The 14,365-nt window shown below is 57.8% G+C and carries 14 protein-coding genes; 7 read left to right on the top strand and 7 right to left on the bottom strand.

What is annotated here, in order from left to right; all coding sequences use genetic code 11:
• Window positions 1–1,177: 1,177 nt before the first annotated feature.
• On the bottom strand, window positions 1,178–1,654 hold the full coding sequence (locus FME68_RS01205; RefSeq protein WP_049157675.1) for an Rv1476 family membrane protein: 477 nt from the start codon (window positions 1,652–1,654) through the stop codon (window positions 1,178–1,180).
• 303 nt (window positions 1,655–1,957) lie between these two features.
• Here FME68_RS01205 and acnA point away from each other — a divergent pair, with 303 nt between their 5' ends.
• The 5 genes from acnA (at window position 1,958) to FME68_RS13135 (ending at window position 8,047) form a co-directional block, all read left to right on the top strand.
• A complete protein-coding gene (gene acnA, locus FME68_RS01200; protein WP_230308838.1) occupies window positions 1,958–4,774 on the top strand; it encodes an aconitate hydratase AcnA in 2,817 nt (938 codons plus the stop codon).
• 176 nt (window positions 4,775–4,950) lie between these two features.
• Entirely contained in the window at window positions 4,951–5,523 is a 573-nt protein-coding gene (locus tag FME68_RS01195; RefSeq protein WP_049157671.1) for a TetR/AcrR family transcriptional regulator, read from the top strand.
• Between the two features lie 48 nt (window positions 5,524–5,571).
• On the top strand, window positions 5,572–6,363 hold the full coding sequence (locus FME68_RS01190) for a hypothetical protein (RefSeq protein WP_158395469.1): 792 nt from the start codon (window positions 5,572–5,574) through the stop codon (window positions 6,361–6,363).
• Window positions 6,364–6,466: 103 nt separating this feature from the next.
• A complete protein-coding gene (locus FME68_RS01185; RefSeq protein ID WP_158395467.1) occupies window positions 6,467–7,249 on the top strand; it encodes a hypothetical protein in 783 nt (260 codons plus the stop codon).
• Between the two features lie 495 nt (window positions 7,250–7,744).
• Window positions 7,745–8,047, top strand: coding sequence for a hypothetical protein (locus FME68_RS13135; RefSeq protein ID WP_230308837.1), 303 nt, complete (start codon window positions 7,745–7,747; stop codon window positions 8,045–8,047).
• Here FME68_RS13135 and FME68_RS01175 read toward each other — a convergent pair.
• Complete coding sequence (locus tag FME68_RS01175) at window positions 8,044–8,733, bottom strand: SDR family oxidoreductase (RefSeq protein WP_144013180.1); 690 nt, start codon at window positions 8,731–8,733, stop codon at window positions 8,044–8,046. The genes FME68_RS13135 and FME68_RS01175 overlap by 4 nt on opposite strands.
• Before the next feature lie 79 nt (window positions 8,734–8,812).
• Here FME68_RS01175 and FME68_RS01170 point away from each other — a divergent pair, with 79 nt between their 5' ends.
• Window positions 8,813–9,082, top strand: coding sequence for an ACT domain-containing protein (locus FME68_RS01170; protein WP_010186707.1), 270 nt, complete (start codon window positions 8,813–8,815; stop codon window positions 9,080–9,082).
• A gap of 15 nt (window positions 9,083–9,097) precedes the next feature.
• Complete coding sequence (locus FME68_RS01165; RefSeq protein WP_070511789.1) at window positions 9,098–10,462, top strand: PFL family protein; 1,365 nt, start codon at window positions 9,098–9,100, stop codon at window positions 10,460–10,462.
• On the opposite strand, the gene FME68_RS13425 is transcribed toward FME68_RS01165, so the two are convergent.
• The 5 genes from FME68_RS13425 to FME68_RS01140 form a co-directional block, all read right to left on the bottom strand.
• Window positions 10,463–11,656 (bottom strand): CHAT domain-containing protein, encoded by a 1,194-nt coding sequence (locus tag FME68_RS13425; protein WP_158395465.1) that lies wholly within the window; start codon window positions 11,654–11,656, stop codon window positions 10,463–10,465.
• Between the two features lie 30 nt (window positions 11,657–11,686).
• The gene (locus FME68_RS01155) at window positions 11,687–11,992 is read right to left on the bottom strand and encodes a lipoprotein LpqH (RefSeq protein WP_328287671.1); all 306 of its coding nucleotides are present in this window, start codon (window positions 11,990–11,992) and stop codon (window positions 11,687–11,689) included.
• A complete protein-coding gene (locus FME68_RS01150; protein WP_158395461.1) occupies window positions 11,986–12,264 on the bottom strand; it encodes a hypothetical protein in 279 nt (92 codons plus the stop codon). The genes FME68_RS01155 and FME68_RS01150 overlap by 7 nt, the downstream gene beginning before the upstream one ends.
• 121 nt (window positions 12,265–12,385) lie before the next feature.
• The gene (locus FME68_RS01145) at window positions 12,386–13,345 is read right to left on the bottom strand and encodes a hypothetical protein (RefSeq protein WP_158395458.1); all 960 of its coding nucleotides are present in this window, start codon (window positions 13,343–13,345) and stop codon (window positions 12,386–12,388) included.
• Entirely contained in the window at window positions 13,345–14,025 is a 681-nt protein-coding gene (locus tag FME68_RS01140) for a hypothetical protein (protein ID WP_144013177.1), read from the bottom strand. The genes FME68_RS01145 and FME68_RS01140 overlap by 1 nt, the downstream gene beginning before the upstream one ends.
• Window positions 14,026–14,365 lie beyond the last annotated feature (340 nt).

Genomic DNA, 14,365 nt, shown 5'->3' with positions numbered 1-14,365 from the left:
TGATGAAGCGGAGATGGATACGCGAACAAGAGTGGTCGAACGAGGCATGTACGTCCTGGCGCAGGCAGGAGTATTCCTGCGTTCGTGCTCCCTAAAGGGCACTGTGTCCTGCCAACAACGGAGACACTAAAGGTACTGCGCGGGCGCTGTGTATGCACCAACGTCTCATCAGACCGCCGCCCCAATCTTCCAGTTGCAGAGCGTCCCTCGCTCGATAGCGAGTACGCCTAGGACTAGCCGCGATCCGACGACGAAGGGGCACACATCTGGCTGAGGGCCACGTCTCTCACGGTTCCTCCTCGCTGGACGCCGCGCTCATGAAAGCAGCAACCCGCGCCCACATGGCACAAGTGCCCGCCTCCATGGCTGGCACCCAACCGGAAACCGGAAGAGCATACGGCCGCTTCTTGCCCGCTACAAAGACGCGCACAATGAAGTGTGTGAAGCCTCTTCCACTCGGAAGGTAGGTGTTTCGATTTTTAAAATTTGAACACTGGTACCGACTGCCTCGAGCAAACTGTTCTGCTACTCGCGTCAGCAGCGACACGACGTTCATCCACCAGGCGGTGAACCCCAACTGTTCCCTTCGCTCGTGGCGTGCTTCCCCACATACCCGTGCGACAAATCAATTGAGAGTCAAGGCTTGGTCCATGAACGTATGGAGCAATAGTCAACCCGTGAGTCGATACGTGAACCATACGTCACCGACACGCCATCTCGCACACTTTCCTCAGCTTTCACATCAGCCACGTGCAGCCACAGGGCATGGCAGGAGCACCTAACCTGCAATGACTTTGTTACCAAGGTGTGATTGTGATGTTTGTCACTTTTGGGTAACGCCCGCTCCTAAGGCCCTTTTTCAAGTCGGCCTGTCAGCGCATGTGAGGCGTCACGCCTTGAGGCTTGTCTCGCCGACCGCTCCCGTGATTGCCCCAGATTGCGACATCCGTCCTTCATGGCGGACTGGGGCACGATGCTCTAGCGGGCCACTTGACCCTCGGTGAAATTTCGCGGCCTGGCAAGCCCCGCAATAACGGATACCTTGCCGTTCGGCGCGCGACGCCAACCACTCCCCCGCTTCGAAAGTAAAGGGATAGTGGTTGACTTTTGCCACTTCCCCACTCCCCCTGCCGTCAAGCCCCAACGAGTAGCGAAGTGCGCGCCGTAGTTATTCCGCCTATTTTTCGGCGATCAAATTGTGCCGAGCAGACGCGCGGAAGGCTATCCATCCGACGGCCGAGGCGAGGCAGAAAAGGAGCCCCAGAATGATTCCCCATGGTGCCGAAAAATGGTCAGCGGTGGCATAGAAATCATTGAGCAGCGTGACCTGATCGAGACCGGTTGGCAACGCATCTTCGGCCGCCTCCAAGGTTGCGCGGTCATAAGAATTGCTCACCGCGGAGACCTTCATGGGCGCCTGCAGGATGACGGTGTCTAGCCCTGTCTGTTGCTGGAGGGTTGTCGCTAAGTCGCGGAGATCCGGAATCTTCTCCGGGAAGACGTCAACCACTGCGATACCGTGTCCGGGTTGTAATGAGGCTGAGATGTGGGCCTGGAGGTCGTCGTCAAGCGCCAGCTCCGGATTAGAGAAGGCAACGCCGTCGGCTGACAGCTGTGCGGCAATATCGTCTACATTTACGTCCGCCGGGATCATCTGCCACTCCTCGTTGTCTTGTAGCGCTTCGGTTCCCCAGATTCGTGGTCGAGCCTAAACCGTCGGACCCGGGCAACCCCCGCGACGCGCCGCTACCCCCAAAATGGATGAAACAGAACGCGCGTACTGTTATAGTGGTGTCGACCGAGGGTTCTTACATCTACAATGTATTAGAGAACATGCGCGTTCAAAGATCGTCGACACGCCTGGCCCCCTGAAAGGTCAGTGCTAGTCGGATAGTTCGACGAACCCTCGACAAGTGTTCGATAACCCACAAGCGAAAAGCAAGGAATGGAGCTCCTTATGACTGAAAGCCTGAACTCCTTCGGCGCCAAGAAGACTCTTGAGGTCAATGGTAAGTCTTATGACTACTTTGACATCAATGCAGTCGAGGGCCTGGAGAAGCTTCCGTACTCCCTCAAGGTTCTGGCTGAGAACCAGCTGCGCTACGAGGACGGTAAGAACGTAACCAAGGATCACATCAACGCTTTGGCCAATTGGGATCCGTCCGCTGAGCCGGATACTGAGATTCAGTTCACCCCGGCCCGCGTTCTCATGCAGGACTTCACTGGTGTCCCCTGCGTGGTGGACCTCGCAACCATGCGTGAGGCAATCACCGCACTCGGTGGCAAGCCGGACCAGGTGAACCCGCTCAACCCGGCCGAGATGGTTATTGACCACTCCGTCATCGTCGAAGCCTTCGGCTCCACCGAGGCCCTTGAGAAGAACGTCGAGATCGAGTACGAACGCAACCAGGAGCGCTACCAGTTCCTGCGCTGGGGTGCTGAGAACTTCTCCAACTTCCGCGTTGTTCCTCCGGGAACCGGTATTGTCCACCAGGTCAACATTGAGTACCTCTCCCGCGTGGTCTTCGACAACGACGGTCTCGCATACCCGGATACCTGTATTGGTACCGACTCCCACACCACCATGGAGAACGGCCTGGGCATCCTGGGCTGGGGCGTTGGCGGTATCGAGGCAGAGGCCGCAATGCTGGGCCAGCCGGTGTCCATGCTGATCCCGCGCGTCGTGGGCTTCAAGCTCACCGGCGAGATTCCGACCGGCGTGACCGCTACCGACGTGGTTCTGACCATCACCGAGATGCTGCGTCAGCACGGCGTGGTTCAGAAGTTCGTTGAGTTCTACGGCAACGGCGTGAAGGCCGTGCCGCTGGCCAACCGTGCCACCATCGGTAACATGTCCCCCGAGTTCGGCTCCACCGCTGCAATCTTCCCGATCGACGAGGAGACCATCAAGTACCTCGAGCTCACCGGTCGCCCACAGGAGCAGATCGACCGCGTCGAGGCATACGCCAAGGCACAGGGTATGTGGCTGGAGCAGGATGCTCCGGAGGCAGAGTACTCCGAGTACCTCGAGCTGGACCTGTCCACCGTGAAGCCGTCCATCGCTGGCCCGAAGCGCCCGCAGGACCGCATCCTCCTCTCCGAGGCCAAGGAGCAGTTCCGTAAGGACCTGCCGACCTACGCTTCTGGCGAGGTTGTTGCCGACGAGTCCACCGTGGAGGCCAAGCGCATGACCGCCGAGGGTGGCGACGAGAACTCCCTCGTTGACGTGACCGGTGGCCTGAACAAGTCCCGCGCAGGCGAGGGTGAGTCCGCTGCCAAGGGCAGCTCCGGCCGCCAGTCCAACCCGGTGACCGTCACCTCCCCGAACGGCGGTGAGTACACCCTGGACCACGGTATGGTTGCCATCGCTTCCATCACGTCCTGCACCAACACCTCCAACCCGTCCGTTATGGTCGGCGCTGGTCTTATCGCACGTAAGGCTGCTGAAAAGGGCCTGAAGTCCAAGCCGTGGGTTAAGACCATTTGTGCTCCGGGTTCCCAGGTTGTCGATGGCTACTTCCAGCGCGCAGACCTGTGGAAGGATCTGGAGGCCCTGGGCTTCTACCTCTCCGGCTTCGGCTGCACCACCTGTATCGGTAACTCCGGCCCGCTGCCGGAGGAGATCTCCAACGCCATCAACGAGCATGATCTGGCTGCTACCGCGGTGCTTTCCGGTAACCGTAACTTTGAGGGCCGTATTTCCCCGGACGTCAAGATGAACTACTTGGCTTCCCCCATCATGGTCATTGCCTACGCTATTGCGGGCACCATGGACTTCGATTTCGAGACCCAGCCGCTGGGCCAGGATCAGGATGGCAACGATGTCTTCCTCAAGGACATCTGGCCTTCCCCGCAGGAGATCGAGGACACCATCCAGCAGGCCATCTCCCGCGAGCTCTACGAGGCTGACTACGCCGACGTGTTCAAGGGTGACGACGCATGGCGCAGCCTGGACGTTCCGGAGGGCGAGACCTTCAAGTGGAACGAGGACTCCACCTACATTCGCAAGGCACCGTATTTCGACGGCATGCCGACTGAGCCGGAGCCCGTTCAGGACATCAAGGGCGCTCGCGTCCTGGCCAAGCTTGGTGACTCCGTGACCACCGACCACATCTCCCCGGCCTCCTCCATCAAGCCGGGTACCCCTGCCGCTCAGTACCTGGATGCCAACGGTGTGGAGCGCCAGGACTACAACTCCCTGGGTTCCCGTCGTGGTAACCACGAGGTCATGATGCGCGGTACCTTCGCTAACATCCGCCTCCAGAACCAGCTGGTCGACGTCGCCGGTGGCTACACCCGCGACTTTACCCAGGAAGGCGCACCGCAGGCCTTTATCTTCGATGCCTGCGAGAACTACAAGGCAGCCGATATCCCGCTGGTTGTCCTGGCGGGTAAGGAGTACGGCACCGGTTCCTCCCGTGACTGGGCTGCTAAGGGCACCAACCTACTCGGCGTGAAGGCTGTCATCACTGAGTCCTTCGAGCGCATCCACCGCTCGAACCTTATTGGTATGGGCGTTATTCCGCTGCAGTTCCCGGAGGGCGAGTCCCACGAGTCCCTCGGCTTGGACGGCACCGAAACCTTTGACATCGAAGGTATCGAGGCTCTCAACGAGGGCGGCATTCCGAAGTCGGTTCACGTAACCGCCACCAAGGAATCCGGCGAGACCGTTGAGTTTGATGCGAAGGTTCGCATCGACACGCCTGGTGAGGCCGACTACTACCGCCACGGCGGCATCCTGCAGTTCGTTCTGCGCCAGATGGTCAAGGCCTAAACCAACCTTGCCCACCATGCAGGTTCCCCGGATACGGTGCGGCCTGCATAGTTAGGCGGATAGCCAGCTAGCAACATCGAGTGCTGGCTGGCCTTTCTGCTTCTCTCCCCCTCATCCCTTCATACTTGTGTTACCTGTCTATCCCCCAGCCGTGCTTTAAGGAGCTTTCCCCAACCATGCCGATTATGAGCGACTCCGAACTGAACCGCCGCCGCCATGACATTCTGGTCGGTGCACGCAGATGCTTCGCTGAGCACGGTTATGAAGGTGCCACTGTTCGACGCCTCGAAGAAGCCACGGGCAAATCGCGCGGGGCTATCTTTCACCACTTCGGCGATAAAGAGTCTCTCTTTTTGGCCCTGGCCCGGGAAGACGCGGCCCGCGAAGCCGAGGTTGTCGCAAACAACGGTCTCGTTGAGGTAATGAGCGAGATGTTGCGTCACCCAGAGCGCCACGATTGGCTCGCCACACGACTCGCGGTGACCTCGATGTTGCGCACCGATCCCTCCTTCGCTGCTCGGTGGCATGAAGAGCAGCAGGTTTTGGATAAGGCGGTTCGCGCGCGCTTGGAATCAAACGCTGAGAAGGGCCGGCTGCGCGACGACGTCTCCATCGATACCCTCGTAACTTATCTGGAGACCTTCATGGACGGTTTTATCAACCGTCTGGCCCTCGGGGACACAAAGAATCTAGAACAGGTGTTGTCCTTAGTAGAGCAATCGATTCGTGGCCCACACGCCGATCACTAAGCGCCTAACACTCAGTGCCGGAGTGTGGTTGGCGCTACACTGTGGCGCATGGACCATACTCCCCTACAGCTTCCGCGGACGCAGTGTGGAATTAGTCTGAACGCCACACCCCGGCTTGCCCCGAAAGAACAGCGTGCCCACGATGCTCAGCCGAACCCCCGAATGGATAATTCGGGGCTCCGCGAGGTCATCGAGGAGGCTGGGCCCCAGCCTGGGCGCCTGAAGCTCAGCGACCTGGCAGTCTGGGTCATCATAGGTCTAGTTGGACTATTTATGTGCAACATGACGTTCTCTTTCTTCTCTGGTGACTTTGGCCCTCCGCGATTCAGCTTCTCTGACATCGGCATATTTTCGCTAATCCCTATTATTTTGTGTTTCCTCAGCGCGACCTTTGTCGCTGTGAGTCTGTGGAGCATTTTCAAGGAAATCGGTAAAGCCCGGCGTCTGCGCACCGCGTGGCGCAATGGCTGGGTAGAATACCGTCCCGCTCTCATCGGTGAGTTGGTTTACTTGCGCAGCAAAACCGAAGGTCCCGACGATCGTGAACGGACCTATTTCTATTACTCCGCGCCGCTCATGATCCTTCAACCAGACGGCACACTAGCGAAGGCCATGTCCGGTGAGTTCCGCGCAAACAACCCGAACTGGTTGAGATCACGTGGCGCTGCACTGGCAGAGGGCGCCCGGATCGCTACCGTGGATACTGCGAACAATAATGGCTGGACCGTCGCTGCTTACCGCACCGACGGAACGAGCTCAGAGGCGGAACTTTCCAATGGGCTCACCGGCCGCCAAGTTGATGCCGTTCTCCACTTCGCCGAACAGCATTGGGTGCGCTAAGCCGCTGTTCGATTGGTTGGCCCGCCGCCCAACACGGGTCCTACTCCCCATTGGGTGTTGAACCGACGAGAAAGGCAGCTCTAACCCCTTTACACTGTGATCCATGACGCAGTCTTCTATTCAATTGCCTCGGTCACCGCTGAAATTTGATGCAGCCAGCGCCGGCTCCCTCGCGCCTAAGGAGTTAAAGGAGCACGATCAGCAGCCGAACCCTAACGTGGACCGCAGCGGTATACGCGAAGCTATCAATAGTGTCGGGCGACCGATCGGCCAAGCCAATCTCGGCGCGATCATCTTTGGATTCATCTTCATCTCCATGGGTGCCATGTCCCTATTCTTCACAGTGTTCCATGTGCTATTCCTCTTTGTCCTATTTCCGGGCGCAGACGGAACGAACGGCGGGATACCAATAGCCAGCATTATCAACGGGCTTGCCGCACTGGTATTCATCTTTGTCGGAGTCATGCTCGTGCGGGGTCGCTGGGGAAGGAGAACTAGGTTGCGGACCGCCTGGGCGAATGGGTGGGTTGAGTACCGTCCTGCGTTAATCGGGGAGCTCGTCTACAAGCGCCGCGTCGACTACAACGACAACACCGACTACTATTACACCGCCCCGATACTCATCTTGCAGCCAGACGGCTCGTTGACAAAGGGCATGACTGCGGAGTTCATCGCTCCGAACCCGAATTGGCTGAAGCTTCGCGGCCGGCTGCTCGCCGATGGTCCCCTCGTCGCAACCGTTGACTTCAACCACAATAACGGCTGGAGTGTGGTGGGATACCGCGCCGACTCGGACAAACCGCAACTAGAACTCCAGCATGGTCTGCGCAAGAAGAACATCGAGGCGGCGCTGTCTTTTGCTGAGCAGAACTGGGTAAAAGGTTAACGCTCAACAGCGTGCCATCGGGACGCCCCACCTTCTTCAGGAGCCCACCACAATGTCTCAGCAAGCGATAGCCCCCTTCGACTTTCCGGATCATGAATACTCCGAAAGGCTCATTCCTCGTAGCTTAAGGGAAGTATCTTCGCCAAACCCTTCTCCTACAACAGCTACCGTCGGTCGCGCCATTGCCGCAGCTGGGCCACTGCCGGGTGGATCCACATCTGGATGGAAGAACCTGCGAACCAACCTCATCGTGGCGGTAGTGCTACTCGCTATCGCGATATCAGCCATTATCGGCGAAGATACGTCCATCAGCTCGGGGTGGAAGGGATTGGCCGTCGCAGTCTTTGTCCTCGTGCTCGTGGTCGCGGCAGGTAGACAGATCCGGTCCATTCGCAGTTCAACGTGGGGCGCACGCCGGCTGGGCACCGCCGCAGAAAAAGGCTGGATTGAGTACTATCCCGCTCTGCTCAGCGAGATCTGGCAGACCGGTCGCACGTGCCGCATGCCGATCCCACCGAGTACTACTACAAAGCCAAGGTGCGCCTCTTCCTCCCCGACGGCACGGTTCAAGAAATCATCAGCGACGAGTTTGAATCCCACACGTCTCCCCGCGCCTTCCGCGAGCAAGGTATTGCCGTGGTGCGCTTCCAAAGCCAAGCCACCTTCGAGCACACCACGGGGTGGTACATCGCCGCCCACCTCGCTACTAAACCTTTTCGCCAGGCGAGCTTGCACAACGGTCTGACCCGCGAGCAAGTAAGTGCTGGCCTTAACGCCGCGGCGTCTCCTGCATCCTAGATGTCTTTAACGCTGCCCTCACCATCGATGAACTCCAACGGCGAGGCGGGAAAGGCATCGCGGCCGGCAACCTCGGTCACTACGTCGGCAACAAGCTCCCGGGAAGTGGTCAGCTTTCCGGTCCGCTCTGCATCCTTGTCCAACACGGTGATGCCACGCGAAGGCTCTTCAGTCAGGGCCGCAGGGCCCAGGATGAGGTAGTTAAGATCCGTGGAATTGAGCTTATTGTCTACGGCCTTCTTGGACTCCACGTAGGCGTACCACTTCTCATCCGCAGGATCGGTCGTGTTCTCCGTAGCTCCCATATAGGAAATCATCACGTAGGCCGGGGTGTGCTTCCCCTCCTCCGCTAGCTTCTCCAAGCCAGCGATGGAGGCAAGTGCCGCATCGCGGTCGACTGCCCACGTCACTTCCGCGCCCGCGCGGCCGCCGTTGCCGGCGCCCCAGACGACGACGTCATAGTCAGCCAAAAGCTCTGCCCAGTCCTCAACAGAAAGCTCGGTGAGATCGCGCACCACTGCGGTGGCGCCCAGGGCCTCAATATCGGCGACCTGGTCGGGGTTACGGATAAGGGAATGGACGGTGAGGTTGGCGTCGACAAGCTTGGGCGCCGCCAAAAGCCCAACCTTTCCGTGGCCGCCGATGTACAAAACCTTCTTGCGTGCAGTTGTTGTCGTATCAGTCATGTGCGCCACCGTACGCGCTATCTGATCTCTCTGCAGGACCCCAGAGCAGCTGGAAAAACGTACAGGCTACAATCTAGTCATGATCGCCATCATGACTGTTACCGGTGTCGATAACACCGGCATTATCTCCGCCGTGTCCACCGCCCTCGCAGAACTTAACGTCAATATCGTTGACGTCTCCCAGACTCTCATGTCTGAGTACTTCACCATGATCTTGCGCGTCGAATTCGATGAGAACGAGGTCAGCATCCAGCAGCTCCAGGAGCGGATGAACACCGTCGGTGAGTCCATCAAGCAATCCATTCGCGTGCAGTCGGAAGCGCTGTTCACCGCAATGAACGAGATCTAGGGACGATAACCAGTCATGCTTAACCGCTTCAATACCGCCAGCATTCTCGACACCATCGAGATGATCGAGAAGTACCGTCTCGATATCCGCACCGTCACTATGGGCATTTCGCTGCTCGGCTGCACACGCCCCACCATGGAAGCCACCGCAGAGGCGGTCTACGACCTCGTGACATCCCGCGCCGCACACCTGGTTGAGGTGTGCGAGGGAATCGAGGCCGAGCTCGGCATCCCGATTGTCAACAAGCGCATCTCTGTCACCCCCATCGCGCTCATCGTGGCCGGTATCGAAGGAAACCCCGTGGACGTTGCCCGCGCGCTGGATCGCGCTGCCGCAGCGACCGGTGTTGACTTCGTCGGTGGCTACTCCGCGCTCGTCGAAAAGGGCGCAACGACCGCCGAAAAGGCGCTTATCCGTTCCATCCCGGAAGCCCTGGCAGAGACAAACCTGGTCTGCTCCTCGGTGAATATCGCTTCCTCCCGCGCCGGCATCAACATGAATGCCGCGGCACAGATGGGGCGCATCATCAAGGAAGCTGCCGAGCTCACCAAGGATCGCAGCGCCATCGGCTGCGCCAAGCTCGTGATCTTCTCCAACTCCGTGGGCGATAACCCCTTCATGGCCGGTGCCTTCCACGGCATTGAGGAACCGGACTGCGTCGTTTCCGTAGGTGTATCGGGCCCGGGCGTGGTCGATCGCGCGCTCGGCTCCCTTGCGGGCGCCACCCTCAACGAGGTTGCAGAAGAGGTCAAGAAGGCAGCCTTCAAGGTCACCCGCGCCGGCCAGCTCGTGGGTGAGATGGCTTCGGAGCGCCTCGGTGTCCCCTTCGGTATCATTGACCTCTCCCTTGCTCCCACCGCGGAACTAGGTGACTCCGTCGCGCACATCCTGGAGCACATGGGCCTCGACCAGGTGGGCACGCACGGTACCACGGCAGCGCTCGCGCTGCTTAACGACGCCGTCAAGAAGGGCGGCATGATGGCCTGCTCCCGCGTGGGTGGACTGTCGGGTTCCTTCATCCCGGTTTCCGAGGACAAGGGCATGATCGATGCGGTGCGCACCGGTGCCATCTCCATCGACAAGCTGGAGGCCATGACCTCGATCTGCTCGGTGGGCTTGGACATGATCGCCATCCCGGGTGATACCTCTGCTGAGACTATCGCCGGCATGATCGCGGACGAAGCCGCCATTGGCGTGATGAACCATAAGACGACTGCCGTGCGCGTTATCCCCGCCCCAGGCACCAAGGCTGGCGACGAGGTCAACTTCGGTGGCCTTCTGGGCTACGCGCCGGTTATCCCGGTCAACCAGGTGGGCAACTCCACCTTCATCAACCGCGGTGGCTTCATTCCGGCGCCGGTGCACGGCTTCCGCAACTAGTCAGCGGACGAAAGTATGCATCGCCGCCCAAAGCAATGGGGTGTCCTTAACGTGGCCGTCGCGAAACCACGCTTCCGCACGGTCACGTTGCCACAAGTTCATTGCACGCGCCGGATTAGATGAATCTAATGCTTCATCGGCTGCAAGAATCAGTCGCCGCAACGGTGTAGAGGGAAGGTATGAATCCGTGGGTATCGTCCACGAAGCAGCGATGACGTACTGAGCGCCCCGCAAATGCGCGGCCAAAGACAAACCCATGGGTTCGAGAAAAGTATGGTCGGTACCAGAACCACACCCAATGAATGCCACGTGTTCAGGGAACACGAACTCTTCATCGCTTAGAATCTCACCGGCGGTCAACGGATCGTGCTGCCCCGTGTCATCAACACAACACAAGTGGAGTGCTGATGATGCCCCTGAGGAGGTGAGGTCCTGTCCCACGCTAACGTGTCCCACGTACAGAAAAGCGGAAGCTTTAGGCAGTACGGACTTGAGCCACCGGCGATCTAGATCACTACGTCTAGCTAGTTCAGAGAATACGGTCGCTGTGGGAATAAGGTTTCCAGTTCGCCGCCCTAAGAGTGCTGCTAGTTCATCGTTGTCTTGGGGTGGTCCCAGGACCGAGCCCAACGCCGAAGTCGGTGGGTATCCAGGAACTTTAGGATCGATGACAGCTACAACCCCGCGCCGTGTTCCGTTAACACGCAAACGCGAAGCTTCTTTATCGCGGCGTTTCGCAAGGCGGGAAGCATTGCGGGGAATAGCTATAGCGACGTACGCAAAGTCTAAAAGTAGCGCACGCTGATTTCCTGCAGCTTCTGTTTGAATACGTAGGAGCCCCCATGGAATCCGAGCTGCAGTTGGGGATACATGGATCTTCATGCAAACGCGCTCGGCGCCATTCCCAGAACGTCGAATTAACGCTTGGGTCAGTTCAGTGGGAAGAAGACCATCAGCTAACCTTGCCCCAAAATCGGCCGATTCTTGTGGAGAGGCCAACGGGCCGCTCAAGGCGCGGTTGAGCGCTTCCTCCGCAGATTCAGCAGGGCGTGCATTGGGCAATGCCTGCTCATAAAAGTTGAGAAGAGTCTGGCGTAGCGCTGGGTCAAGACGAGACGCGTGTGCGTCTTCCTCTCCTTCCCAGCGCCACGTGATCCAGCAAGTGCTTCCCTCAGCAAACCACAAGGTCAGCACTTGTTGCCCACCCACCACGTTTTACCTTGATTAACCGCAGGTAATCTTCAATTCGAACGGCTTCGTTTCCATGCTGGTCGGGTTTTGTGGATCGGTCACAATGCCCTCACCCGACACGGTGTAGCTGTCGCCTTCCTTCGTCGCCGTAGCGGAGCCCATCGGGCTACCCTCAGCGTAGGCCAGGGTATTTCCATCTGCATCCATCATTCCGACACCCTTCACCGTGGGGTTATCATCGGTGGAAAGCATTGCGGAGATACCAGCTGTACCGGAACCTACTGCGAGATTCATCGTGCCAGCTGCCTCCTGGCATACGATGGTTTCGTCTTCTACCACATGGCCTGGCCATCAACTGTGGCTTCATAGCTTCCACCGATTGAAGCGGTCTTCGCATCTGCATTTGCAGACTCATCTTCGCTGTCGTTTGATTCTGCATTCGCATCAGAATCTGTACTAGAGTCTTCAGTCTTTTCAGCCTCGTTGGCAGCAACTTCGGTGGTAGCGTCCGCAGACTTTTCGCCGTTGTCGCCTTCAGATTGAGAACAGGCAGCGAGCGTTGTCAACGAGACGGCGGCAAGAAGAGATACGAGAGACTTAGTGATCTTCACTGGAGTTCCTTTCTTTGCATTTAGCTGTGCATTCGAGTGCCAGCTAGCCTCAGTATTGGAGAATGCTAGCTCTACCACTCACAAAACTGGTCCCCCAAAGGGGGGGATTCGATGCCTTCAATCAGTAAAGAGCAACGCACTCTTCGGCAAAGCTCAACCTGTCGCGAGCTCGCAGTCGCTCCTGAGCAAAGGCCCTAATACGGTTGCGCACTTCCTGGCTCTCGTTGACATCAACCCCAACTTGTACGACCACGTCAGTCCAATCTTGAAGCCATACCTCAGCTACCGTGAGACCTAACGGCACAGACGCGACCCCCCGCTTGTCGAGATATCCGTGGGCTAATTCCTCAGGTCCGCGAAGCACCCGCACCTCAAGGCCTTCACCGTTTGACTGCTTATCAGCGAGTAATACTTGGATGTCTAGCACCGGATTCGGAGCCGCTTCGACATGCCAGTGAACGGGATTCTCTGTCGCATCAACTACATGTGCTGGCAGCCCTTGCCACGCCGGGGAGGATGTACCACTAAAAATGGGGCCCGTGATCGCACACTCTTGAACTGTGCCCGCGACCAAAGCATAGTCAGATTGTGCCTGGTTGTCCCTTGTTCTGTTTAAGGACACTGAGGTGTCCTCAGTACGAGAAAACTGATACCCGTCGACGATTGTTTCTACCTGCATAGCCACGTCGTTCATCTCACGAACCAGCCCCTCATCACTCAGCTTGGGTACCCCATCAACGGCACTGGTCGGCCACCAATCTCGTAGCCACTGGCCATGAGCGAGCTTTCGAAGCGCCAGTAACGTCTCCAGATTCCATTGAGCAGCGACATTGAATGCTTTTCGCATGTTGGGGTTCTGCGCCGACTGTACAAATTCAACATGGGCAGGCTCTCCGATGAGTTCCCACAGCCAATCGCATTCGTCTTCGTCAGTGATCGTGATGCGTGGCCGGCTCCTTTCGGGCTCGTCGATATTCCACTCCAATAGCGCTCCCCTAGCTTCAACAGCTTGGATAAGTGGAAACTCTGAGAAACTAATAACGCCCGATGACCAGGCTCCATCTTTCAATGTCCACTTCATCAGGAGCTCCTCTCAAGAGACTTACGGATTCTTGCGCGGTGGTCAAGAATGACAGAACGGGTAATGCCGGTCAGCAATTCTTTAGGGCTTTCAGCCGGGGGACGTGGCCTAATTTCGCGACCGTGTAGTCGAGACCATAAGCGGTTCAACCAAGGCTTCCAGAAATCTTGCAAATCAGCAACGATCTTGGTTTGGTCAGCATGGATGGCTCCCCCAGCACATAATTGCCGTCGCAAGTGCATTACATATGCCTCCCTCCGTATTCTTTGCTGGAGCTCGCCTACAAACCCCTCTGCCGCTCCGACGTCGTCAGAATCAACGTGAAGCAGCGGAGTTAGCTGAGGTGCTATCACCGTGCCAACAAGGAATAGCGCTTGGCTTCGGGCATCGTGGAGGCCAAATGCATCCACTGCCCTTTCAATCTCTTCGATCACGATTTCCTCAGCTCCGACCTCAGAGTCTGCGTCCCGATGCCGAATTAACGCTGCCCGCACGCGCTGCTCAATGGTGCGGTCAAGCGGAAGAAATGCCGAACCTAACAACTCCGGTGGAACAAGGGGATCCTTCTCAGAAAGAGAAACTGTTTGCGTTTTAGGGACAATAGCTTCCAGAAACTTCTCAATAATTCCTTCTTGATCTCGCATTTCAAAAGCGATAGCCCGAACGTCTTCTGCAGCCACAAAGGCTTCAAGACGCTCCCCTGACTGATCAAGAAGAGCAAGCGCTAGTCGTTCACTAAGTCCATGAGTTTGAGGGGGTACTCTTCTGTTGTACCAAGAGGAAGTCCATGTCTTCTCCGCATAGTCATGCGTTTCCTTTGACCTCAGCACCTCCATCACTTCTCTCGTGCTGGGGCCAATCGTGTGTATGGAATCTAGTAGTGCACTAACGAGCTCGCTTACATCACCCTCGGGGGCTCCCCTAGTAATGGCGAGCTCATAAGCTCGGGGATAATAAAGCTCCTGGGGATTCCCTTCCGAGATTCCCAGTGCTTGTCTCATTTCCTTGAACTCGAGATAC

The organism is Corynebacterium hiratae (assembly GCF_009708045.1).
Classification (GTDB): Bacteria; Actinomycetota; Actinomycetes; order Mycobacteriales; family Mycobacteriaceae; genus Corynebacterium; species Corynebacterium hiratae.
This window is presented reverse-complemented; position numbering and strand designations above follow the sequence as displayed.